This is a genomic window from Paraburkholderia hospita, from assembly GCF_002902965.1.
In the GTDB taxonomy this organism is placed as follows: domain Bacteria; phylum Pseudomonadota; class Gammaproteobacteria; order Burkholderiales; family Burkholderiaceae; genus Paraburkholderia; species Paraburkholderia hospita.
Window position 1 is genome coordinate 1,333,939 of sequence record NZ_CP026106.1, and the last position, 21,378, is coordinate 1,355,316.

Annotated in this window: 17 protein-coding genes; 15 read left to right on the plus strand and 2 right to left on the minus strand. The window is 60.6% G+C overall.

What is annotated here, in order from left to right:
* Positions 1 to 44: 44 nt before the first annotated feature.
* On the minus strand, positions 45 to 1,478 hold the full coding sequence (locus C2L64_RS24385) for an aminotransferase-like domain-containing protein (protein ID WP_009770720.1): 1,434 nt from the start codon (positions 1,476 to 1,478) through the stop codon (positions 45 to 47).
* A gap of 251 nt (positions 1,479 to 1,729) precedes the next feature.
* Here C2L64_RS24385 and C2L64_RS24390 point away from each other — a divergent pair, with 251 nt between their 5' ends.
* The 8 genes from C2L64_RS24390 (at position 1,730) to C2L64_RS24425 (ending at position 12,921) form a co-directional block, all read left to right on the plus strand.
* Entirely contained in the window at positions 1,730 to 2,929 is a 1,200-nt protein-coding gene (locus tag C2L64_RS24390) for a pyridoxal phosphate-dependent aminotransferase (protein WP_009770721.1), read from the plus strand.
* A 74-nt stretch (positions 2,930 to 3,003) separates the two neighbouring features.
* Positions 3,004 to 3,726, plus strand: coding sequence for a transporter substrate-binding domain-containing protein (locus tag C2L64_RS24395; RefSeq protein WP_039902435.1), 723 nt, complete (start codon positions 3,004 to 3,006; stop codon positions 3,724 to 3,726).
* A 31-nt stretch (positions 3,727 to 3,757) separates the two neighbouring features.
* Positions 3,758 to 4,633: a PhzF family phenazine biosynthesis protein gene (locus C2L64_RS24400; protein WP_009770723.1), complete on the plus strand. Its 876-nt coding sequence runs from the start codon at positions 3,758 to 3,760 to the stop codon at positions 4,631 to 4,633.
* Positions 4,634 to 4,688: 55 nt separating this feature from the next.
* Entirely contained in the window at positions 4,689 to 5,447 is a 759-nt protein-coding gene (locus C2L64_RS24405; RefSeq protein ID WP_009770724.1) for an aldehyde dehydrogenase family protein, read from the plus strand.
* Between the two features lie 448 nt (positions 5,448 to 5,895).
* A complete protein-coding gene (locus C2L64_RS24410) occupies positions 5,896 to 7,263 on the plus strand; it encodes a toll/interleukin-1 receptor domain-containing protein (RefSeq protein ID WP_007733249.1) in 1,368 nt (455 codons plus the stop codon).
* Between the two features lies 1 nt (position 7,264).
* On the plus strand, positions 7,265 to 11,143 hold the full coding sequence (locus C2L64_RS24415) for a WD40 repeat domain-containing protein (RefSeq protein WP_009770725.1): 3,879 nt from the start codon (positions 7,265 to 7,267) through the stop codon (positions 11,141 to 11,143).
* Positions 11,144 to 11,276: 133 nt separating this feature from the next.
* Positions 11,277 to 12,056: a hypothetical protein gene (locus C2L64_RS24420; protein ID WP_009770726.1), complete on the plus strand. Its 780-nt coding sequence runs from the start codon at positions 11,277 to 11,279 to the stop codon at positions 12,054 to 12,056.
* A 430-nt stretch (positions 12,057 to 12,486) separates the two neighbouring features.
* Positions 12,487 to 12,921: a hypothetical protein gene (locus C2L64_RS24425; protein ID WP_007733258.1), complete on the plus strand. Its 435-nt coding sequence runs from the start codon at positions 12,487 to 12,489 to the stop codon at positions 12,919 to 12,921.
* 402 nt (positions 12,922 to 13,323) lie between these two features.
* Here C2L64_RS24425 and C2L64_RS24430 read toward each other — a convergent pair whose 3' ends face one another.
* A complete protein-coding gene (locus tag C2L64_RS24430) occupies positions 13,324 to 14,814 on the minus strand; it encodes an MmgE/PrpD family protein (protein WP_009770727.1) in 1,491 nt (496 codons plus the stop codon).
* A 292-nt stretch (positions 14,815 to 15,106) separates the two neighbouring features.
* Here C2L64_RS24430 and C2L64_RS24435 point away from each other — a divergent pair, with 292 nt between their 5' ends.
* The 7 genes from C2L64_RS24435 to C2L64_RS24465 all read left to right on the plus strand — a co-directional run bounded on the left by C2L64_RS24435 (position 15,107) and on the right by C2L64_RS24465 (position 21,376).
* Positions 15,107 to 15,823, plus strand: coding sequence for a GntR family transcriptional regulator (locus C2L64_RS24435; RefSeq protein ID WP_009770728.1), 717 nt, complete (start codon positions 15,107 to 15,109; stop codon positions 15,821 to 15,823).
* 277 nt (positions 15,824 to 16,100) lie between these two features.
* Positions 16,101 to 16,772 carry a GntR family transcriptional regulator gene (locus tag C2L64_RS24440; RefSeq protein ID WP_009770729.1) on the plus strand — a complete coding sequence of 224 codons (672 nt, stop codon included), beginning with the start codon at positions 16,101 to 16,103 and terminating at the stop codon, positions 16,770 to 16,772.
* A gap of 117 nt (positions 16,773 to 16,889) precedes the next feature.
* On the plus strand, positions 16,890 to 17,684 hold the full coding sequence (locus tag C2L64_RS24445) for an ABC transporter substrate-binding protein (RefSeq protein ID WP_009770730.1): 795 nt from the start codon (positions 16,890 to 16,892) through the stop codon (positions 17,682 to 17,684).
* 67 nt (positions 17,685 to 17,751) lie between these two features.
* The gene (locus C2L64_RS24450) at positions 17,752 to 18,450 is read left to right on the plus strand and encodes an ABC transporter permease (protein WP_009770731.1); all 699 of its coding nucleotides are present in this window, start codon (positions 17,752 to 17,754) and stop codon (positions 18,448 to 18,450) included.
* Positions 18,447 to 19,172 (plus strand): ABC transporter permease, encoded by a 726-nt coding sequence (locus C2L64_RS24455; RefSeq protein WP_009770732.1) that lies wholly within the window; start codon positions 18,447 to 18,449, stop codon positions 19,170 to 19,172. The genes C2L64_RS24450 and C2L64_RS24455 overlap by 4 nt, the downstream gene beginning before the upstream one ends.
* Before the next feature lie 10 nt (positions 19,173 to 19,182).
* The gene (locus tag C2L64_RS24460) at positions 19,183 to 19,947 is read left to right on the plus strand and encodes an ABC transporter ATP-binding protein (RefSeq protein ID WP_007733277.1); all 765 of its coding nucleotides are present in this window, start codon (positions 19,183 to 19,185) and stop codon (positions 19,945 to 19,947) included.
* Positions 19,948 to 20,005: 58 nt separating this feature from the next.
* Positions 20,006 to 21,376, plus strand: a complete 1,371-nt coding sequence (locus C2L64_RS24465) for an aspartate aminotransferase family protein (protein ID WP_009770733.1) — start codon at positions 20,006 to 20,008, stop codon at positions 21,374 to 21,376.
* The last annotated feature ends 2 nt before the right edge of the window (positions 21,377 to 21,378 follow it).

The window sequence follows — 21,378 nt, forward strand, 5'->3', positions numbered from 1 at the left end:
GTGCGCGCGCCCGCAAACCACGGTTTTCCCGCTCACATCGGCGCTCAGCGCGCAAGCTGCGCCTTCGCAAGCCGGCCCAGGCGCCGGACGCCATCTTCGACACGTTCGCTCCAGAGGTGCCCGGCGCTCAGTCTCAGGCAATTGCGAAAGCGCCGGCTCGCGGAGAAGACGTCGCCGGGCGCAAAGCAGATGCCTTGCTCGAGGGCTTCCTCGAAGAGTTCGCGTGAATCGAAGCCCCTCGGCAGTTCGAGCCAGAGCATAAAGCCGCCTGCTGGCCGGCTCACTTTCGTGTCGGCCGGGAAGCTTGCCTCGATCGCACGCGTCATGCGCGCGAGGTTCTGTTCGAAGACGCGGCGGATACGGCGCAAGTGCGTGTCGTAGGCGCCGCTTTCCAGGAAGTCCGCGAGCGCGATTTGCGGCAGGGCGGGCCCGCACAGCGTGAACGCGAGCTTGCGCTCCATCAGCTGCTGCGTATAGGCGCCCGCTGCGATCCAGCCGATCCGGTATCCAGGCGCAAGACTCTTCGAGAACGAACTGCAGTAGATCGTATTGGCGCCGCCTTCGAGCGCGGTGAACGGCTTCGGCCGCTCGCGTCCGAAGTAGATCTCACCGTATACATCGTCTTCGATCAGCGGCACGGCATGCCGCGCAAGCACGGCGAGAAGCGCCAGTTTGTCGGCCTCCGCCATCGTGGAGCCGAGCGGATTGTTGAAACTCGACGACAGCACGCAGGCCGCCACGTGTTCCGTATCGAGCAGGTGTGCGAGTGCGCCGACGTCGATGCCGCGCGTCGGGTGGGTCGGCAACTCGAAGGCCTTCAGACCCAGCACTTCGATCGTATGGAGCAGTCCAAAGTAGGTGGGCGATTCGATCGCGATCGTATCGCCGCGCTTCGCGACGGCGGTGAGCGCGAGGGTCAGCGCCTCGGTGCAGCCTGCCGTGACGAGCACGTCGTCGGGCGACAGCGCATGCCCGAGGCGCATCGCGCGCTTAGCAATTTCGCGGCGTAAGCGCGGTTCGCCATGCGGTGGGCAATAGCCGTTGTACCGCACGCTTTGTCGACGTGCGGCACGTGCGAGCGCGAGGTCGAGCCGCTTCGTTTGCAGAAGCGCCGAGTCGGGGAAGGCGCAACCGAGCGGCACGAGTGCAGGGTTCGACGCATGTTCGAGCAGCGTCGCCACGACCCCACTGACCGAGACGGCCGACGCTTTCGTTCGCGCTCGCGAGGTCGACGGCAACGCGAGCGTGCTGCGCGGCGACGCCGCGACGTAAAAGCCGGACTGCGGCCGCGCGACCAGGATGCCGCGATCTTCGAGCAGACGGTACGCCTGTAGCGCGGTGGCGATACTGATCCTGTGCTGCTCACTGACGGCGCGCACGGACGGCAGCCGCACGCCCGGTGCGAGCGCGCCGTTGTCGATCATGCCGACGATGAGTTCGGCCAACTGCTCGTAACGGTATGAAGTGTGCGTGTCCATGAAAGCATCGCGACAGAAGATTCACGATTATCGATCGGGCGGTCGCGGCTCGCCAAGCGAAATTGTGATGGTTGATTCAGTCGGAAATTGTGACTGTTATGGTCGGCCCGCGAGCGCTACGATGCGTGTGTTCCGATCGCGTCCGTAAGAGCACAGACGTTCGCATGGGGTGACTTAAACCCGGTGACTCAAACCCGGTGACTCAAACGGATCGCCCATCGAAGAATTCACAGTCCATACAAGGCAAAGGCATGAACGCTTCTCAGCAGCGTGTCGACGAACAACAACTGTCACGATCGAACAGCGAAAATGCGAGAGAGTGGCGCGGTCGCTTTCCCTACAACGAGATCATTTCGCTGCTCGACGTGAACCGGCCATTCAACCTGGCGGAGAGCACATCGCAGGACCTGACGCTTGGGGAACTGCTGGACCTCTCGGGTCTTGAGCGTATCCGTGATCTGAAGCTTGGCTATGGCAAATCGGCGGGTGCGCAAGCGCTTCGCGAGGCCATTGCGGATGCCTGCAAAGTCCCTGCCGGGCAGATAGTGACGACGCAAGGCACCGCGCTCGGACTCTTTCTTCTTGCATTCGAAGTTTGCCGACCTGGCGACGAAGCTGTCCTCGCGACACCATGCTTTCCGCCGAGCCGCGACTGTCTGCTTGGCGCCGGCGTCAGCGTCCGCGAGGTCAGGTTATCGTTCGAGAATGGATATCGACTGGATCTGGAGCAGCTTGCAGCGAGCCTGTCGCTGAACACGAAGCTGGTGAGCATTGCTTCGCCTCAGAATCCAAGTGGTGTTCAGACATCTCGCGCTGATATCGAAAAGCTCCTTGTGTTGATGGAGAGGCGCTCTCCGGGAGCGATACTTTTTATCGACGAGACCTATCGCGAGGCAACCTATGGCGACGATGTCGCGATCGACAGTTTTGCGGGGCTCGACTCGCGTATCGTCACCGGCGCGTCGGTATCGAAAGCGCTTGGCGCGCCGGGCTTGCGCACAGGCTGGCTCACGGTAGCGGACCCCGATCTGCGATCGCGCCTGACCGTCGCGAAGATGAACACCGTCATCTCGGGCTCGGTGCTCGACGAAGCGCTCGCCGCCGCGCTGCTGCGTAACCGGGAAGGTGTGCTTGCATCGCGACGTCATTTGCTAGCCGGCGCCCTCGAGGAACTGGCGACCTGGTGCGAGCGCGAACAAAAACGCATCGAGTGGGTCCGCCCCGATGCCGGCGCGCTGTGCTGCTTGCGTCTACGTCGTGACGCATTCGACGATGTTGCCGTATCGCGTTTCTGGGATCTGCTGCCTCGCTACGACTTGCAACTGGCCTGCGGAACATGGTTTGGAGAAAGCGATCGTGTATTTCGCCTGGGCTTTGGTTATTTGCCGGCTGCTCGTCTTGGATCGGCGCTGGCGGCTCTTTCGTCGGCCCTGGATGCCGTTAGCGCATGACGGATCTGAGATCACGCTGCATGCAGCACGCCGGATAGCCGGAACCTTCACTTCTAGACATGTCGGGTCAAGCCATGAAAGTAAAAATCGCCTATATCGATGAACCGCCGTTCTACTGGACTGGTCCCGATGGTTCCGTAACGGGATCGGATATCGAACTGACCGATGTGGTACTGCGCGCGATCGGTGTGACATCCATCGAACATCATTTGACCTCGTTCGAAGAATTTCTGCCTGGCGTACGCGAAGGTCGCTGGGACATGAGCGTGCCGATTTTTGTGACGGCTGAGCGTGCAGAGCACGTTGCATTCAGCGTGCCCGTCTGGGCGCTGAGCGATGGATTCGTCGTGCACGACGGCAATCCAAAAACACTGACGAGCTACAGGGCCGTAGCAGAGCGTAACGACGCGCGGTTAGGGATTATTACTGGTCAGGTACAGCTCAACTCCGCGAAGTTGGCGGGCGTGCGTGATGACCAGATTGTGATGTTCAAGGACCAGCCGGAGGCAGTTGCTGCGCTACTCGCAGGAAAGATAGACGCATTCGCTGGAACGGCCGTCGGGAACCGCGTGGTTGCCAGTGCAAACAAGGAACTGGAAGCGGTCGCACATGCGATGAGCAAGGAAACGGGAGCACCTGTCGGCGCCTTCTCGTTCAATAAGGACAATACTGCTCTTTTGCAGGCCGTGAATGAACAGTTGCGCAAGTACCTCGGTTCGGCGGACCATCGCGCGCGCATGGCGAAGTACGGCATCACGGAAGCGGAAATCGACAGCGTAGCGACTGCAAAAGGTTGACCAACACCCTATCCAGCTAGTTGGAGACACTATGAAAAGATCATATAAGGTAGTTGACGTGTTTACCTCGCGACCGCTGCTGGGCAATCCGGTTGCCGTGGTGCTCGACGCGGAGGGTTTGTCCACGGACGAGATGCAAGCCATCGCGCGCTGGACGAATCTTTCGGAAACGACGTTTGTCCTTCCGCCTACGACAGACGAAGCGGACTATCAGTTGCGGATTTTCACGCCGCGCAGTGAGCTTCCGTTTGCTGGGCATCCGACACTCGGCAGTGCTCATGCCATTCTGGAAGCGGGTCGTGTGACACCTCGCGCAGGCGGGCGATTGATTCAGCAATGCGGCATTGGCCTCGTCGAGTTGACGATAGGAGAGCAACCAGGAGACCGCCAGCTGGCCTTCGATCTCCCGCCCGCAAAGATCGAGCCGCTGCACGCAGCAGATATTGCAGATCTCGAACTCATTCTCGGCTGCAAAGTCGACACCCGGACTGCGCCGGCCATCGTGAACGTCGGCCCCATTTGGGTCATCGCGCAGATGGACGGTGCGGCTACCGTAGTCAATCTGCGGCCGGATCTCGCGAGGTTGGCGGACTTCGAGCGCCGCCTCGGCGTCACGGGTCTGACCGTATTCGGTACTCACGACGGTGGAGATGCGGCGATAGAAGTGCGTACCTTCGCACCGTCATGTGGCGTGGAGGAGGATCCTGTCTGTGGAAGCGGAAATGGCAGTGTCGCTGCATTCCAGTGGAAGCGCGGCCTGTTGCCCGCCGACGGCGGACGCTATGTGGCGACACAGGGACGCAGTGTCGGTCGGGATGGACGAATCGAGGTGAACGTGGATACGAGCGGGAATGTACGCATCGGCGGTTCCTGTGTCACCTGTGTGGACGGCTCGCTGACGCTCTGAAAGCCGCGCTGGGTAGGGCATTGGATGGTCCGTAGCCAACATTAAGTATGTCGAAATGAATATCCATTCATCCACGATTGAAGCAGCGTTCAGTTTTATTTCGGTGAAGAATCCATTCGATGGTGTCGAAGTGAGCACCGTCGTGAATATCCCACCGGAAGGCGTGCAGATGTTGATTGACAGCGCGAAAGAGGGTGCACGCGCGTGCCGCAGCCTTTCGCGTCATGAGCGTGCTCGTGTGCTCGAAGCCTGCGCATCGATGGTGGAGCGCGATAAGGACACGTTTGCCGATCTCATTGTCGCGGAAGCCGGTAAGACGATCAGGCAGGCAAAAAGAGAAGTGCTGCGCTGCGTGAACACGCTCAAGCTGTCCGCCGACGAAGCGCGCCGAAACGGAGGTGAGGTCGTACCGTTCGACGCATATGCCGGATCGGAAAACCGGCAGGGATGGTTCACCCGGGAACCGCTCGGCATCATCGTCGCCATCACGCCGTACAACGATCCACTCAACCTGGTTGCACACAAGCTTGGACCAGCGATCGCCGGGGGCAATGCCGTGGTGCTCAAGCCGTCCGAACTCGCGCCACTTTCGGCTATCAAGCTGGTCAACTATCTTCGCCTCATCACCTCGGCGGTGTCGCTTGGCCATGACGAGACACTGATCGTGCACGTCGGAAAGGATGGGCGAGGGGGATCCGAGTGCTATCCGGACGTGTTCCGGGAATATGGTCACCTGCGCCTGTCGATCGGTCTGGAAGATCCGGGCGATTTGATAGCGGATATCAGGGCGGCCCTTGAGGAGACCTTCGACTGATAGTCGATGCGCTGAGTTGTGGGAAGTACGCGGGGCTTCGTTAGCGCGGCATGCGGCGAGCGCTGGAACGATGGTGAATGTCGATAGAGGAGACAATTTCTCACCGCGTGCCGCTTTTCCTGCAAGATATTTGCAACGCCAAGTGTGCGCTGTCCCACCTAGATCCCTGTCGCTGCGCCACCCGATGTTCTATCGTCGATCTGAGGCAGTGTGTTCAGACAAAACAGTGACCGGCGCGAACATCTGTGCTCCAATAACCAGCGTCTTTTGACAAAAGGCACTGTCCAATCGTTTTTTATCAGTCGAGAGAGCGACGGTTGACGAGTGCGCCATTGCAAATTTCAGCGCTTCACGGCGGAGCTGACCACAACTCGAAATGGCCTGTGTGCGCAGGCTACCTGCACCCGTCAAATGATCAGGGGAGTTCAAATTTCCAGGAGCGAATTTCGTGGAAGAACTCGACGAATTCTTCTGGAGTGACCTTCTCGACTACATCGATGAAGGGCGGGTCATTGCGGTGGTCGATGACGGGCTGCTGCCCGTCAGTCAGGACGGTCAATCCATGGGGTTCGATGCGCTTGTCGCCACCCGGCTGGCAGAAAAGCTCCGCATCGGCCTGACCGAGTTCGACAACCCTCCGCGGCTGGATGACGTCGTCAGCCGTTATCTGCTACTGCCGCGCGCGCGCAAGGAAGACCTGTACGTTCGCACCTCTCAGGTCGTGAGAGACCTGGCGATCGAGCCTCCTCAAGCGTTGCTGGACCTCGCCGCCGTGTCCCCGTTCGATCTGTTCGTGACGCTTTCGTTCGACGGCTTGCTGACTCGCGCCATCGACCTTGTCCGTCACGGCGGGGAAACGCGCACTTCCGTTGTGAGCTTCTCCCCAAATCGGCCTGCCGATCTACCGCTCCCTCGCGGGCGCCTGACCACGCCAACCGTGTTCCATCTGCTCGGGCGCCAATCGTCAGCGCCCGATTGGGTGATCTGCGACGAGGATCGCCTGGAGTTCCTTCACGCGTTGCAGGACGACGCGCGTCGTCCGAAGCTGCTGTTCGATGCGTTGCGCGACGACCATCTGCTGCTGCTCGGTTGCCGGCTGCCGGACTGGCTCGCGCGCTTTTTCCTGCGCGCAGCCAAGAACGAGCGGCTCTCGTCACCTCGCCAGACGGTGGAGTACCTGATCGATCCAATGGCGGCGCGCGACCCCGCGTTGAAAGCTTTCCTCGCCGACTTCAGCCCGGCGACCCGCGTCGTGTCGCTGGAGCCGACCGTCTTCTGCGCCGAGCTGCGCTCCCGCTGGAGCCAGCGTCATCCCACGGGCGTTGCGCAGGCACCGTCGGCACCCGTCGTGCCGCGCGCCATCGAGGGGGCGGTGTTCATCAGCTATTCGAGTCAGGATACAGACGCCGTGCAAGGTCTCGCTCGCGAACTCGATGCTGCAGGCATCGACGTATGGTTCGACCGGAGTGAGCTGCGGGGCGGCGATGATTGGGAGCGCAGTATCCGGCGCGGCGTGGACACCAGCAGCCTGTTCATGCCCGTGATTTCGCGCGCCACGCAAGACCCGGACCGGCGGCGGGACTACTTCTGGCGCGAGTGGATGGCCGCCGACGAGCGCGCTCGCGGCATGGCGCCCGACGAACCCTTCCTCGTCCCGGTGGTGATCGACGACACGCCCAAGTACGGCGACTGGCTTCCCGACCGCTTTCGCTCCGCCCAATGGATGACGCTGCCGGGCGCACGCACTGACGAGACGTTCGTCGCGCACGTGCGCGATCTATACCGGCAAATCTCCAGCCGCTGCCGGCGGAGCTGATATGGCTGATGAAGCGGTTGAATCTGGGCACGAAGGACTGTCGGCAGAGGCGCTGACGCCGACGCGCCCCTGGCCAGGCCTCGCGTCTTTCACTGAGGCGGACCAGTACTTTTTCCGCGGCCGGGAGAACGAGGCGGAAGAACTCGCGCGGCTGGTGCGCCGTGAAGTACTGACCGTCCTGTTCGGCCGCTCGGGGTTAGGAAAGACCTCGTTGCTCAATGCGGGACTTTTTCCGCGTTTGCGCGAGAATCTGCACGTGCCCGTGATGATACGTCTCGCGCACGGCGCCGCTTTGCCGCTGCGCGACCAGGTCTGGCAGGCGCTCGCCGCCGCTTGCAGCGCCGCTGGTGTCGACGCAACCGCGCCGCTGCCGGAGGCGTCATTGTGGGAACACTTTCATCGCGCCGGCGCCGGGTTCTGGAACACGCGCAACCGGGCTGTGATACCTGTGCTGGTTTTCGACCAGTTCGAAGAGTTGTTCACGCTCGGCCAGGTCGACGAGGAGACGCGCCGTCGCGCTGCCAGCTTCGTCAACGAGCTTTCAGACCTGATTGAAAACCGGCCGCCGGAAGCGTTGCGTCAAGCGCTCGATTCCGGCGCGGTACCCGCGCAGAGCATCGATTTCAGCCGTCGGGACTGCAAGGTCGTCCTGAGCTTTCGCGAAGACTTCCTGGCGGACGTGGAAGGCTTGCGCGTGAACATCCCGTCGCTAATGCGCAACCGATACCGCCTGTTGCCGATGGACGGCTACCAGGCCCGAGCGGTGATCGACAGCGGCGGCGCGCTCGTGGCGCCGATGGTGGCCGAACGCATCATCGGTCTCGCGTGGCGCAATCGCGCCGAAGCGCCTTCGGCAGACGACTACAGCCGGATGGAGGTCGATCCCGCGCTCCTGAGCGTGATCTGCAGCGAACTCAATTTGCGTCGTATCGCACAGGGTAGCGATCACATCGGTGCCGAGCTGGTGGCGAGCGCCGAGCGCGAGATACTGGTCGATTTCTATGAGCGCTCACTGCGAGACGTCGACCCGCGTGTGCGCGTGTTTATCGAGGATGAGCTGATCACGGACGCTGGCCATCGGGACAGCTATGCGCTCGATGATGCGCTCGTGCTGCCCGGTATCTCACGCACCGATATCGAGCGGCTCGTGGCTGGCCGGCTGCTGCGCGTCGATGAACGCTTCGGCGTGCGCAGGCTCGAACTTACCCATGATGTGCTGACGCGCGTTGTCAAGGACAGTCGCGATGCGCGGCAGGCCCGTGACGCGGCGGCCGCGGCGGCCGCGCGCGTGCGTGAGGCGTTGGAGATACAGCGGCGTAACCGTCGCAACGCGATGTGGGTTGGCGCCGCCTTCGTGTTTGCAATGGCTTTGCTGCTCGGTGCGGGATACGCCGCATACGAAGCGACGGTGCAACGACACCGTGCGAGTATCGCGCAGAATGACGCCGTAGCCGCGAAGCAGCAGTTGGTCAAGGAGACCGAGAAATCGATCCAGGCGAAGCTCGCAATCGAGGAAGCCCAGCAACAGATGCAGCGGGCGGCAGTGGAGTTGCAAAAGATGGGCGACTCCGCAGCCGAGGCAGATCGTCGTGCGAAAGAGGCGCAGGCGGTCGCAGTGAAGGACGCCGAGTTGGCAGCGATTCAGCAGAAGCGGGCAGACGAAGCCACCGCGCATGCCGGGCAACTGACTCGCGATGCGATTATCTCCGGCGTGATTGCCAACGCCAGCGCCGAGGACGCGGAGCATCCCGATCGCGCGCTGCTGCTGGGCGCCGAAGCCAGCCACGCCGCCCCAGTGCGACTGGATGCGCAGCTTGCGCAACTAGCGCGGCTGATTGCTGACGAAGGCGTGCACAAGATGATGCGGATCGGCGATAAGGTGACCGCGTCAGCAACCAGCCCTGACGGCAAACGGATGGCCATGGGCACCAACGGTGGCGACGTCATCGATCTGGACCTGACGACCTGGACCGTGCTGCGGCGCTGGAGAGGCCACGAAGCGGCCGTGCTGGCGTTGGCGTACGACCAGGACGCGTCACGTCTCATATCCGCCGATGCAAAGAGTACCGTCATCGCCTGGCAAGCGCGCGATGCGAAGGAAATCGGGCGTGTCTCTGTCGGCGATGCCCCCGACATCAAAAAGATTGTCGTCAGTCACCACGGCCAGTTCGTCGCGGTTGCAGGCCATTCAGTTCACGTGTTGACGATGCCCGGCCAACCGGGTGTCCCAGTGCTGAAGCGCCTTGGCACTGGCGACGGTCAATGCCTTGGATTCGACCGCGACGACGCCACGCTGCTCTATGGTTCCGGGGATAGCATTGTCGTCGCACCGCTCCCCGGCACCGGCACTGGCACCGAGGCCGGCACCGGGACCGCACCGTCGCCCAGGGCCACACGCCCCTTGCTCGCGCGCACACCCGACTGCCGGTTCGATGCGTTGCTCCACGCCAACCCCGACGGCAAGCGCGTCGTCGAGCTTCGCGACGAATCAACGGACTCGGTCATCGGAACGTTGGACGCAGGCGAAGGCGAAGGCGAACTACAGGCGGTCTTCGAGTCCGGAGGCGGCTTTTTTGCGCTTCGAAATGGCCGAACGACCAGCGTGTGGAAGATACAACCTCTGCAAAAGATCGGCACGGTTGCGGATGAAAGCGGCAAGGCCGTTCGCATGTCATTGAGCCCGGACGGCCGCTGGCTGGCCACAGCCCTGGCCAACGGCCAGGAGATCGTTCAGCCGACCAGCGGCGGCCGGGCCCGAGTCAAGACCAGGCAAGGACAGCGCGTTGCCGCCTTCCAGTTTTCGCCGAATGGGGACACCGTCGCGTACCAGATCGATCAACAGGAGACGCTGTACACCATATGGTCGCTCGCGCCAGGGTCGGTGTTGCGGTCCGGCAAATCCCTGTACCACGCCGAGGAGGTGGAATTCAACCGCAACGGCAAGGTTCTGGCGACCGTTCCCGCAGGCACGGATATCGCCGACTTCTGGAATCCTGATGATGCTGCGCAATTGCGCAGCGAACGGGGCATGCGCCGCGCCGAATTTAGTCCTGATGGTTCGCTCCTCGCTATTCAGCGCGCCAACGGCACTGTCGATGTACTGGAGATGACGGGCCATGCCCGTCTGCAGCTTCAGAAGCCGGTGGATGCCGAAGTAGAGCGCTTTGCTATAAGTTGGGACAATCGACGCCTTGCGATCACGCTGTCCGATGGTTCGATTCATGTGTACGAGATCACCCGGGCCGGACACGAAACCGTGCTGTCGGGGAAGCGCGAGTCCGAAGTCGTCGCGTTTAGCCCCGACGGCCGGGTGCTCGCGGTGGCGGGCGGCGATGGCGTCGTGCGCCTGTTCCGCTTCGGGTCGCAAAAGGCCATGACAGAATTGCCTGATCCGCATAAGGATCGCGTGCGTCAGCTGGCATTCAGTCCTGACGGCAAGCGGCTCGTATCGGGGGGCGACGATGAGATGGCGATCCTGCACGACGTCGAAAGCGGACAAACCGTGGCCAAATTCGGCCCTCATGACGGCCCGGTTGACCGGCTGGTGTTCATTGGCAACGGCGAGGCGCTCGTCAGCGGTGACGCGAAGGGGGAACGCCAGGTGTGGGACCTCCGCAAGGGGAGCCAACTGGCCCGGCTGCGTGCCGCGGGCGGCATTGTATCAAGCGTGGACATCAGTCCAGGCGGACGTCGCGTGGCCGTGCTGCATGAGGATCAGACCGTGTCGCTGCGTAACTGGGACAGCGAGTCGATGCTGGCAGATGCTTGCGCGATTGCGAATCGGAATCTTGACTGTGCGGAGTGGCGGCAGTTTATGTCGGGGGTGCCTTATCGGAAGACGTGTGCGGCGTTGCCTGCGCCGAAGCCGGTTTGTCAGTGAGAGGGGTGTTGGTGGGTGATGTGGGTGAGCTTGGTCGATGTGGGTTATGACTATGATGAAGTTGACGCCATCTCCATTTTCGCGTTGGGATATTGTCTTCGATAACTAATCTCTGATATTGAGGAATTTGACGATGAAGCTGATATATACGCCGTTCCCTGCGACAAAGGCAGGTAATTTAGCATCAGTGCTCGCTAAAAGACCCGATGCTGCCAAAGGCTTTGAGAACAATCAGCGGATTTACGCCCCCAAAAGGAACGATGACAACTACATCAAGAGCGAAGCGCAGCCCCTTGATCTTTCCGACGGGGATGAACTGCTAATCAACGCGCATTGCAACGCAGGGTTGGACTATCTTTCGACAAACGTCAAATGTGAAACGGACAAAGATGTCGAAAAAAAAGTTACCGCTTCGCAATTAGTTCTCCAGTTGGCCGCGCACGGCCTCAAAAAGGAGCGTAACGTAAAGATCAAGTTATGGGTATGCAAGGGAGGGCAGGATGGTGCGTTCGACAAAGAGTCGTTCGCCAAAAGGTTCTCCAAGGCGATGTTCGAAGCGGGTTATCAGAGTTGCCGTATTTTTGCTTATACAGAATCTCTAATGCAGCAATACGGATCAATAGATACGGAAGATCCCCACGAAAAAGGTGTTCACAGACGCAGCAATAACGAAAAAAAACAATTTGACGATTACATTGAAAAATTAAAGACGAACCCTGAAACGCCTCAGAATAGAACGTTGAAGAGGCTGCTTGCTATTTCTAAATCCGAAGAAGACGCGAAAAGTAAGCTACGACCACTTTGGGAGTCGACCCGCGATCACGCCGTCGTGACACCAGGCCTGCGAGCCAGCAATTTCCGTAAGGAATTTCGTGACGGCAAAATCGTCGATCATGTTTCAACTACTGACTGAAGAATTTTTACGCCCGGCTGTTCCATCGGGTGTCCGGCAGGTTTCGAAGTGAACCGGCCGTTGGAATGGCGACTTTTTGTGTTTCGTGAACGACAATTACTGGCAGAAAGCACCAATTCGAGAACGCTCTGCGGAGCGGTCGTTGAGATTCTCAGTGACTGCTCACTGGCATCAGATGTGAACGAGAACTACCGGCCAACTCCTGCCACTCGCCGGTGCGCGCCCGCAGACGCTCAAACGGCCGATCCTCAGGAGGCAGCGGACCTCCACTTGCCATCCATCTCGTTGGGCCATCGGCCACTTTTGCTTGTCTTCGTCACCTCCCTGGCTAGAGTGAAAAGTACCGTAGGTACCTGCTTGAGGGCAGTCGGCCGTCGCGAATCGCGCGGACGGCAGACGGGCGCGCGAGTTGCGCCGACTGGGAGGTAACATGAAACGCTTCATTGCGAGGCTCGGAATGAGCATGACCCCGAAGCTGACGTGGGGCACCGCGGCAGGCGTGGTTCTGCTGGCGTGCTCCGTCTTTTTCCCGTCAGCGTATGCTCAGCCCGTTACCACAGGCCCACTCAGCATCACCGGGTCGGCCGTCGTCCGCGGACCGTTGACCGTCGATGGCTCGCTGACAGTGGCCGGTGACATCTACGCCCGCGGGCCGATCACGGCGGCCTGGATTGAACGGATTCCGCCCAACGATCCGGCAGTACGCAGGCGCGGGGGAGGAAACACGTTCGATGGGCCGCTCACTGTGCACGGTCCGCTGATCGTGCACGGCGATCTGGAAGTGGATGGCCCGATCACCATCGGCGGCCCCGTCGGTGCTGTCGGGCGCGTGGATGCCGAGGGGCCGATTACCGAGCGCCGTTGAATGTGCGTCGGGCGAGATGTCTGGAGGTCTGTAGCGTTTGGCAGGTTGCCGCCGGTTATCGAAATTTGTTGTTTCCAGGGACGTGTGTTGTCCAACGGCCCGCAATAGGAGCGCAACGCGTTCCTGCTGTTATGCCTCACGCGCGCGGAGCGGGAGATGTTGTCAGGCATACTGAAGAAGCTGACGCACCAGGCTCACGCGATGCTCGATCAGGAGCGCGAGGAAGCGGAACTTTGATCCGCGGGGGATTTGTCTCAGGCGTGTCGCATAACCAGCCGGCTCAATGCCTGCTCGCTCGGTTCGCACGCGCCATCGAACGAGTTCGATGGCGCGACTACTGTGCTCCAGGCGTGATCATCATGGCAACCATCGCCGGTGCGCCAGTGATGGAGTGTCAATCAACTACTGCGGCAGCGCGGCCAGTGCGATCTCACTCGCGCTGTCCAATTGCTCGACGTGCCAGCACTTTTCGATCAATGCACGCGTTTGAGTTGGCGAAAGAATGCCGTCGGCGAGGTCGGCGAACTTCTTCTCGAGTTGCTGATCGGTCATCGGCACTTCGGTGCTGCCGATCGCATGCTGAATAAACTTGTGCAACTTGCGGCCATCCTTGAGCGTGATGGTCATGTCGACCTGTTCGGGCTTGATCGCGGGATCGATGATTGCGTTCACCTTCTCGCGCAGGGCAACCGTCACCGGGTCGCGCACTTTCGCGTCGCTGAACTGTTTTTCGCCGCCCGCGCCGTCGATCACGGCAATCGCGACCGCATGATAGATGCTGAACTTGCCTTCGAGCCCGATCTGCGGCGTCTTCTTGCCGGTCAGTTCGATGACGAGCGGATGCACGCGAAGATCAATATGGTCGATCTGATCGGCCGTCAGGTGATATTGATTGCGAAGCTGGATTGCCGCGTCGATTGCCGGATGAATGACGATGCCGCACGCAAACGGCTTGTAGGTGTTCAGCGTCGATTCGTAACGCGTGCCCAGCGCTTCGGTGATTTCGCGGTAATCCTGTTTGGTGCTGATGGTGTTCGCCCAACCCCGCTTCGCTTCGATCATGCCATCCGAACTGGTGTAGTCCCTGGCAGCCAGCAGAGCCGCGAAGATGCCGTTCGCGGCCGCGCGCCCCGGGTTGAAGCTCTTGTTCATCGAACCGAACGATTCGCGCAAGCCGACCGGCTGAGACGCCGCAAGGCCCAATGCCCAAACCATTTGCTGAACGCTTAGCCCCATCAGCTTGCCCGTTGCCGCCGCCGAGCCGAATACGCCGCATGTGCCCGTGATGTGCCAGCCGACATCGTAGTGATTGGGATACACCGCATTGCCGATCCGCAATTCCGTTTCGACGCCTAGCACGAGCGCGTTCAAAAAATCCTTGCCCGACACGGGATGGTATTGCGAGTACGCCAGAATCGCGGAAGCGACGGGCCCTGCCGGGTGAATGATCGTCTTCAGATGCGTGTCGTCGTAGTCGAAGATATGGCTGCTGACGCCGTTGATGAAGGCCGCGTTCATGATGTCGAAGCGCTCGCTGCGGCCCAGCAGGTTCGCCTGTGGCGGCCCCGAGAATGGCGTCAGGGCGGCGACCGCGCGATTCACCGTTTCATCGTGCGAACCGCCGACAGCAACGCCGACCCAGTTCATCAAGGTTCGCACGCCTTCCTTGCGGGCGGGCGCGGGCAAGTCCTGGTAACCGGTCTTGACGATGAACTCCGCGAGGATGCGCGTGACCTTCGGCGGGCGTGCATTTGTGCTGCTAGCGGGCGCAGGCGCGGAAGCGGGCGCGGCGGTATCGGGCGAGTCGGCGAAAACCGCCTTGCTGGCGGCCGCCGATGCCAAAGCTCCAACGGCACTGGTTTTCAGAAAGCGTCGTCGGTCGATGACGGACATCGGTTTGTCTCCTTCGGGTTTGATGTTCGATGAGGCTGGGTGCGGCGGCTCATGGCCTTCGATCGCACGCCTCTGTGGTTGTCGTACCTTGATGCGAAACGCTAAAATGTCGACACTTTGCGTATTCTAAATAGGAAAACCGTGATTTCGCAAGGCGCAGAACGCGCAGTGTACACACTTGGAGGGTGAACCCAGAAAGGCCGCGCGCATTGCCACGCGCCGCCGAAGAAGGGCCGTTTGCTAGAATCGCCCGGAAACCGGGCCGGCGATCCCGGACGTAAGGGGAACTGCGGTGAATCAGAATGTCGACAGAAGCAAGCTCGAGGAGGACGGTGAATCGTCGCGTGTCGGCGAGATCGTCGACTGGGTGGCGCGCGGCATCATTGAAGGGCGCCTTTCGCCGGGCGACGATCTGAACTCCGTCGATCTCGCGAAACGGTTCAACGTCAGCCGCACACCAGTGCGCGAAGCGCTGTTCGTGTTGAGTCGCGAAGGATTGGTCGACTGGTCGCCGCGCAGGCGTCCACGGGTGTCGGCGCTGAAGTTGGTGGACGTGCGCGAGATCTATCAGTTGCGCGCGATTCTTTACGCACAGGTATCGACGGCCATCGTCGAACGCGCCACCGACACTGACATCGAATCGCTATGGCATGCCCATGGTCGTCTTGCGGAGGCCGCCGCTCAAGGCGACGTCGACGGCTATTTCTGGGCAAATGTCGCATTTCGCGACGAAGAACTTCGGGTATGCGGCAACGGCATCTTCAAGGAGGTGCTGGATTCGATGCGCATGCGTACCAACCGTTTGCGCCGGTTGAGCACGTCGTTGCCGGGGCGTTTGCAGCGTTCGTGCTCCGATCATCAGCGCTTGTGCGAAGCCTACGCGGAGCGAGACGGCGTGCTGGCCGCAGCGCTCAACCGGTCGATCGTGTTCAGCGCGCTTCAGGCAATCGAACAGGCGTGGGAGCAGGTGCCTGTTGGCGTTGACAGCGTCGGCGCTGACGAGAGGTAGTCGGCGTCTCTTTCAAGAACGAGATTGCGCGATAAACAGCAATCGACGATCGGAGCACATGCCCTCCGGATATCAGCAGCAACGCAGCGGCATGATGTCGGCTCCCGATCACGACGTCCGTCGACTTTCCCCCGTCGTCCGCATATCTCCCTCTCAAATCAAATCCAAGGGTTTTCCCCTATTTGGCCGCTTTATTGGATTGATATATTGAATCCACGGATACAAATATCCAGTCTTACAAATTAATTTCATTTCGAGCAAGCCGATCAGGCAGACCATGGAAGAAAGCGTTCATTCCTTTCGCGCAGGATTCGCCGTCACGGCGGAAGAAGAGGCATATGCCTATGTGCTGTATCGCATCCGCATGGGTAAGTACCGCGCCGGCGACCGCCTGATCCCCGAAGAGATAGCGGCCGAGATCGACACGAGCCGCATGCCCGTGCGCGAAGCATTCCGCAGGCTCGCAAGCGAGGGTCTCGTCGTCATCAGGCCAAACCGCGGCGCGATCGTCCGCGGGCTGGATGCCGACGAAATGGAAGAGGTCTTCTGCATGCGTGGCGCGCTCGAGGGACTTGCAGCGAAGCTGGCGCTGCCGGGCATCATGCCCGCGCACATCGCTGAACTCGCACGGCTGATCGAAGTGATGGAAAGCCACGAGCAGGACGCGCATCAGTGGGTGAGCGCGCATCGGAATTTCCATGAGTATCTGTGTCAGTTGAGCGGCCGCAAACGTCTGGTCGCGCAGATTGCCGGACTGCATACCGTCGTCGAGCCTCACATGCGTCTGTGGCTGCAACTTGCCGACAAGCAGATGACTTCGCGCGACGACCACACGACGATCATCGACGCCATCAAAAGCGGTGACCCCATGGCCGTCGAGGCGACCGTGCGAGAGCACATCGAAGCGACGGTGCCGGCGCTGCGTCAATGGATGACGTCGGGCCGCTAGGAAAACAGGCTATTCATCGTGATGAATTTTTCATAAATATTAGTTGTACGAATATAAAACGAGTGCGACGGAAACACATAGCCGCGCGTGACTTACACCAACCTTTTGAGCCTCGACATGAAACGACTCGTGAAGAATCTGCTGGGACTGGCCATCTGCGTGCTGGCCCTGAATGCACATGCGAAGGAATGGAAAGACATTCGCATCGGCTACGAGGGCGCTTATCCGCCGTTCTCGTCGATTCAGCCGGACGGCAAACCGGTGGGCTTCGATATCGACATCATTCACGCACTATGCGCGCAGATGCATGCGAACTGCACGCTGGTACAGATCAACTGGGACGGCCTGATTCCCGCATTGCAGGCCGAGAAGATCGACGCGATCGTCGCGTCCGTTGCGATCACGGCTGAGCGTAAGCAGAAAGTCGACTTCACGGAAAAGTACTACAACTCGCCACGCAGACTGATCGCATCGAAAGCGAGCCCGATCAAGGACGCAACGCCTGCCGAACTGAAGGGCAAGCGCGTCGGCGTGCAGCGGGGCACGCTGGCCGATAAGTATGCGAGTGCGTACTGGGCGCAGGGCGGCGTGCAGATCGTGCGCTATGCGACGCAGGACGAGGCTTATATGGATCTTCGCTCGGGCCGTCTCGACGCAGGGCTGCAGGACGCGACGGCTGCATACAGCGCATTTCTGACCAAACCGGAAGGCGAGAACTTCAAGTTCATCGGGCAGCCGATTCTCGGCGCGACGCCGGAACAGAAGGCGCTGCTCGGTGAAGGCTATGGCATCCCCGTGCGCAAGGGAGATGACGATCTGAAGCAGCAGTTCAACCAGGCTATCGACGCGATCCGCGCAAACGGCGTGTATCTGTCGATCGAGAAGAAGTACTTCAATTTCGACATCTACTGATATTGCCGGCAAGGCGCCGCGAGCGCACGTCTGTCGCGGCCTCCAACAAGTCATCACAGGCGGAACCATGCTCGAACTCCAGCGGTATTTCCCCGCGCTTTTACAGGGCGCCGGAATTACGCTCGTCCTCGCTGTGCTGTCCGTGGTGCTCGCGGTGTGCCTGGGCATGGCTGGCGCGGTGGCAAAGCTGTACGGCTCGCGGGCGGTCGTCTCGATGGCTTCGGCCTACACGACGCTGGTCCGCGGTGTGCCCGAGTTCGTGATGATGCTGCTCGTGTTTTACGGCGGGCAACTGATCCTCAACCAGCTGGCGTCATGGGTGGGTCTTCATGCACCGGACGTCAACGCTTTCGTTGCGGCCGTGTTGACTATCGGTTTCATCTTCGGCGCCTATTACACGGAGACGTTTCGCGGCGCGATTCTGAGCGTGCCGCGCGGCCAGATGGAGGCGGCGCGTGCCTACGGCTTTTCGGGCTGGCTTGCGTTCCGACGCATCCTGTTCCCACAGATGATGCGCCTCGCGCTTCCCGCTGCCGTCAATAACTGGCTGGTTCTGCTCAAGGCGACGGCCATTGCGTCGCTGATCGGCCTGCACGACGTGATGTTCATTGCCGACCAGGCGGGCCGCACGACGCAGGCACCGATGACGTTCTACCTTGCGGCCTGCGCGGTGTATCTGGTGGTGACATCGGGCTCGACGGCCTGTCTTGCGCGCGCACGCACGTATCTTCACAGAGGTGTTCGGGAAGGGAGCCTGCACCGATGACATATGAACAGCTCGGACAACTGTTTGCTTCGTACGCGAGCGGCCTGTGGGTAACAGTTCAGCTCACGGTTTTCTCTCTCGTGCTGGGTTTGCTGATCGCCATTCCGCTCGCCGTGCTGCGTGTGTCGCCCAACCGTATCGTCAGTGGCCCTGTTGCGGTTTACACATGGTTCATGCGCGGCACGCCGTTACTCGCGCAACTGATGATCGTGTACTACGGGTTCGGCCAGTTCCAGTGGATGCAGGACGCGTGGCAGCGCGGCACGCCCATTCTTTCGTTGTTGCGCGATCCCTACGACTGCGCGCTGATTGCGCTGACGGCGAACACCTGTGCCTACACGACGGAGATTCTGGCGGGCGCATTGCGCGCAACACCGTACGGCGAGATCGAAGCAGCGCGAGCCTACGGCATGAGCCAGCTCACGACATGGAGAAGAATTCTTCTGCCCTCGGCGCTGCGCCGCTTCATTCCTGCGTATAGCAACGAAGTGATTCTGATGCTGCACGGTACGTCGCTTGTGAGCGCCATCACGATCGTCGATCTGACGGGCGTCGCGCGCGATTTCTATGCGAACTACTACGCGCCGTTCGAAGCATTCATCTCCGTCGGGACCGTGTACTTCGGGCTGACCACCATCATCACACTTCTGGTCCGCCTCACCGAACGCCGATACCTGGTTTATCTGCGCCCCCAGAACTTTGCCACACTCGCTAAAAGCTAGAACTCGCCATATGAATGCATTGACTGTCGAAAATCTGCACAAACGCTATGGCGATAACGAAGTACTCAAGGGCGTTTCGCTGTCCGCAAAAAGCGGTGACGTGATCAGCATGATCGGCTCGTCGGGGTCCGGCAAGAGCACGTTCCTGCGGTGCATCAACTTTCTCGAATCGCCGTCGTCGGGCCGCGTGAGCCTCAACGGAAATGAAGTACGCACCTCGACCAACGGAAGCGGCGAAATCCGCATCAGCGATCCCGCGCAACTGAGGCAAATGCGCACGCGCCTCGCGATGGTCTTCCAGCACTTCAATCTCTGGGCGCACATGACCGTGCTGGAGAACGTCATGGAAGCGCCGAGGCACGTGCTGAAGCTGACCAGGGCCGAGGCCACGGAACGGGCTGGGCGCTATCTGGAGCAGGTCGGCATGACGCGTTTCGCGGATGCTTACCCGTCGCACCTGTCGGGTGGACAACAGCAGCGGGTTGCGATTGCGCGGGCGCTCGCGATGGAGCCCGAAGCGCTGCTCTTCGATGAACCCACGTCGGCGCTCGACCCGGAACTCGTCGGCGATGTGCTCAAGGTCATGCGCGATCTCGCGGAAGAGGGCCGCACGATGATCGTGGTCACACATGAAATGGGCTTTGCGCGCGAGGTTTCCAACCATGTGGTCTTTCTTCATCAGGGTGTGATCGAAGAAGAAGGGCATCCACGTGAAGTCATGAAAACGCCTCGAAGCGAGCGCCTTCAGCGATTCCTGTCCGGAGCCATGAAGTAGTCCCAATGCCGCACGACGAGAACCCAAACGTGGATGAGACGAATCAAGGAACCAACCCATGCAAAACCTGAAACAGAACGACATCAATCACTACCTTCACCCCTACACCAATCTCAGTCTTCATCGCGAAGTCGGACCGATGGTGATCGAGCGCGGCGAAGGTGTCTACGTCTACGATTCCGAGGGCAATCGATATCTCGAAGGACTCGGCGGGCTTTTCTGCGCATCGCTCGGTTTTAGCGAAACACGGCTCGCGGATGCTGCCGACAGGCAGATGAGAAAGCTGCCGTTCTATCATGCGTTCGGGCACAAGTCGTCGGAACCTTCCATTCTGCTGGCTGAGAAGCTGATTTCGATGGCTCCCGTGCCGATGTCGAAGGTGTTCTTCGCGAACTCCGGGTCCGAGGCCAACGATACGGCCGTCAAGCTGATCTGGTATTTCAACAACGCGATCGGCCGGCCGCAGAAGAAGAAAATCATCTCGCGTACACGCGCCTACCATGGCGTGACGATTGCGTCGGCGAGCCTTACGGGGCTGCAGAACAATCATCGCGACTTCGACTTGCCTATCGACAGGATTCTGCACACCGACTGCCCGCATTTCTATCGATACGGTTTGCCTGGCGAGAGCGAAGAACAGTTCGCCACCCGCTGCGCCGAGTCGCTTGAACGACTGATTCTCGAAGAGGGCGCGGACACCATCGCGGCGTTTTTTGCGGAACCCGTCATGGCGTCCGGTGGCGTGATCGTGCCACCTGCCACGTATATGGAGAAGGTTCAGGCCGTGCTGAAGCGCCACGACATTCTGCTCGTGGCCGACGAAGTCATCTGCGGTTTCGGACGCACGGGGAACATGTTCGGTTCGCAGACTTTCGGCATGCAGCCCGACATGATCACGATGGCCAAGCAGCTATCCGCAGGCTATCTGCCTATCTCTGCGTTGATGGTCAACGAGCGCATCTATCGCGGCCTCGTCACGGAGAGCGAGAAGATCGGCACATTCGGGCACGGGTTCACGTACAGCGGTCATCCCGTGTGCGCAGCCGTCGCGCTGGAGACGCTGAAGATATACGAGCAGGACGGCATTCTCGAACATGTGAGAGCCGTCACGCCGCACTTCCAGGAGCGCGTGGCCGAACTTGGGCGACATCCGCTCGTCGGCGAAGCGCGTGGCGTTGGCCTGCTTGCCGCCGTCGAGCTGGTGGCGGACAAGGCGAGCAGGGAGCCTTTCGCGCCGTCCGAGGGCGTCGCGGCCTATGCCGGCACGCGTGCGTTGTCGCATGGACTGATCACGCGTGCGTTGGGCGACACCGTCAATTTCTGCCCGCCGCTCATCGTGACCCGCGCGCAAATCGATGAAATGTTCGATGCCGCCAAGCGCGCGCTCGACGATACGCTCGCGTGGCGCAAGACGCTGAACAACAACTGATG

Coding starts and splice junctions, on each gene's coding strand:
- C2L64_RS24405 (WP_009770724.1), top strand. CDS start 4,689: ATGAATATCCATTCATCCACGATTGAAGCAGCGTTCAGTTTTATTTCG.
- C2L64_RS24390 (WP_009770721.1), top strand. CDS start 1,730: ATGAACGCTTCTCAGCAGCGTGTCGACGAACAACAACTGTCACGATCG.
- C2L64_RS24430 (WP_009770727.1), bottom strand. CDS start 14,814: ATGTCCGTCATCGACCGACGACGCTTTCTGAAAACCAGTGCCGTTGGA.
- C2L64_RS24440 (WP_009770729.1), top strand. CDS start 16,101: ATGGAAGAAAGCGTTCATTCCTTTCGCGCAGGATTCGCCGTCACGGCG.
- C2L64_RS24400 (WP_009770723.1), top strand. CDS start 3,758: ATGAAAAGATCATATAAGGTAGTTGACGTGTTTACCTCGCGACCGCTG.
- C2L64_RS24445 (WP_009770730.1), top strand. CDS start 16,890: ATGAAACGACTCGTGAAGAATCTGCTGGGACTGGCCATCTGCGTGCTG.
- C2L64_RS24450 (WP_009770731.1), top strand. CDS start 17,752: ATGCTCGAACTCCAGCGGTATTTCCCCGCGCTTTTACAGGGCGCCGGA.
- C2L64_RS24465 (WP_009770733.1), top strand. CDS start 20,006: ATGCAAAACCTGAAACAGAACGACATCAATCACTACCTTCACCCCTAC.
- C2L64_RS24455 (WP_009770732.1), top strand. CDS start 18,447: ATGACATATGAACAGCTCGGACAACTGTTTGCTTCGTACGCGAGCGGC.
- C2L64_RS24395 (WP_039902435.1), top strand. CDS start 3,004: ATGAAAGTAAAAATCGCCTATATCGATGAACCGCCGTTCTACTGGACT.
- C2L64_RS24415 (WP_009770725.1), top strand. CDS start 7,265: ATGGCTGATGAAGCGGTTGAATCTGGGCACGAAGGACTGTCGGCAGAG.
- C2L64_RS24425 (WP_007733258.1), top strand. CDS start 12,487: ATGAAACGCTTCATTGCGAGGCTCGGAATGAGCATGACCCCGAAGCTG.
- C2L64_RS24460 (WP_007733277.1), top strand. CDS start 19,183: ATGAATGCATTGACTGTCGAAAATCTGCACAAACGCTATGGCGATAAC.
- C2L64_RS24420 (WP_009770726.1), top strand. CDS start 11,277: ATGAAGCTGATATATACGCCGTTCCCTGCGACAAAGGCAGGTAATTTA.
- C2L64_RS24385 (WP_009770720.1), bottom strand. CDS start 1,478: ATGGACACGCACACTTCATACCGTTACGAGCAGTTGGCCGAACTCATC.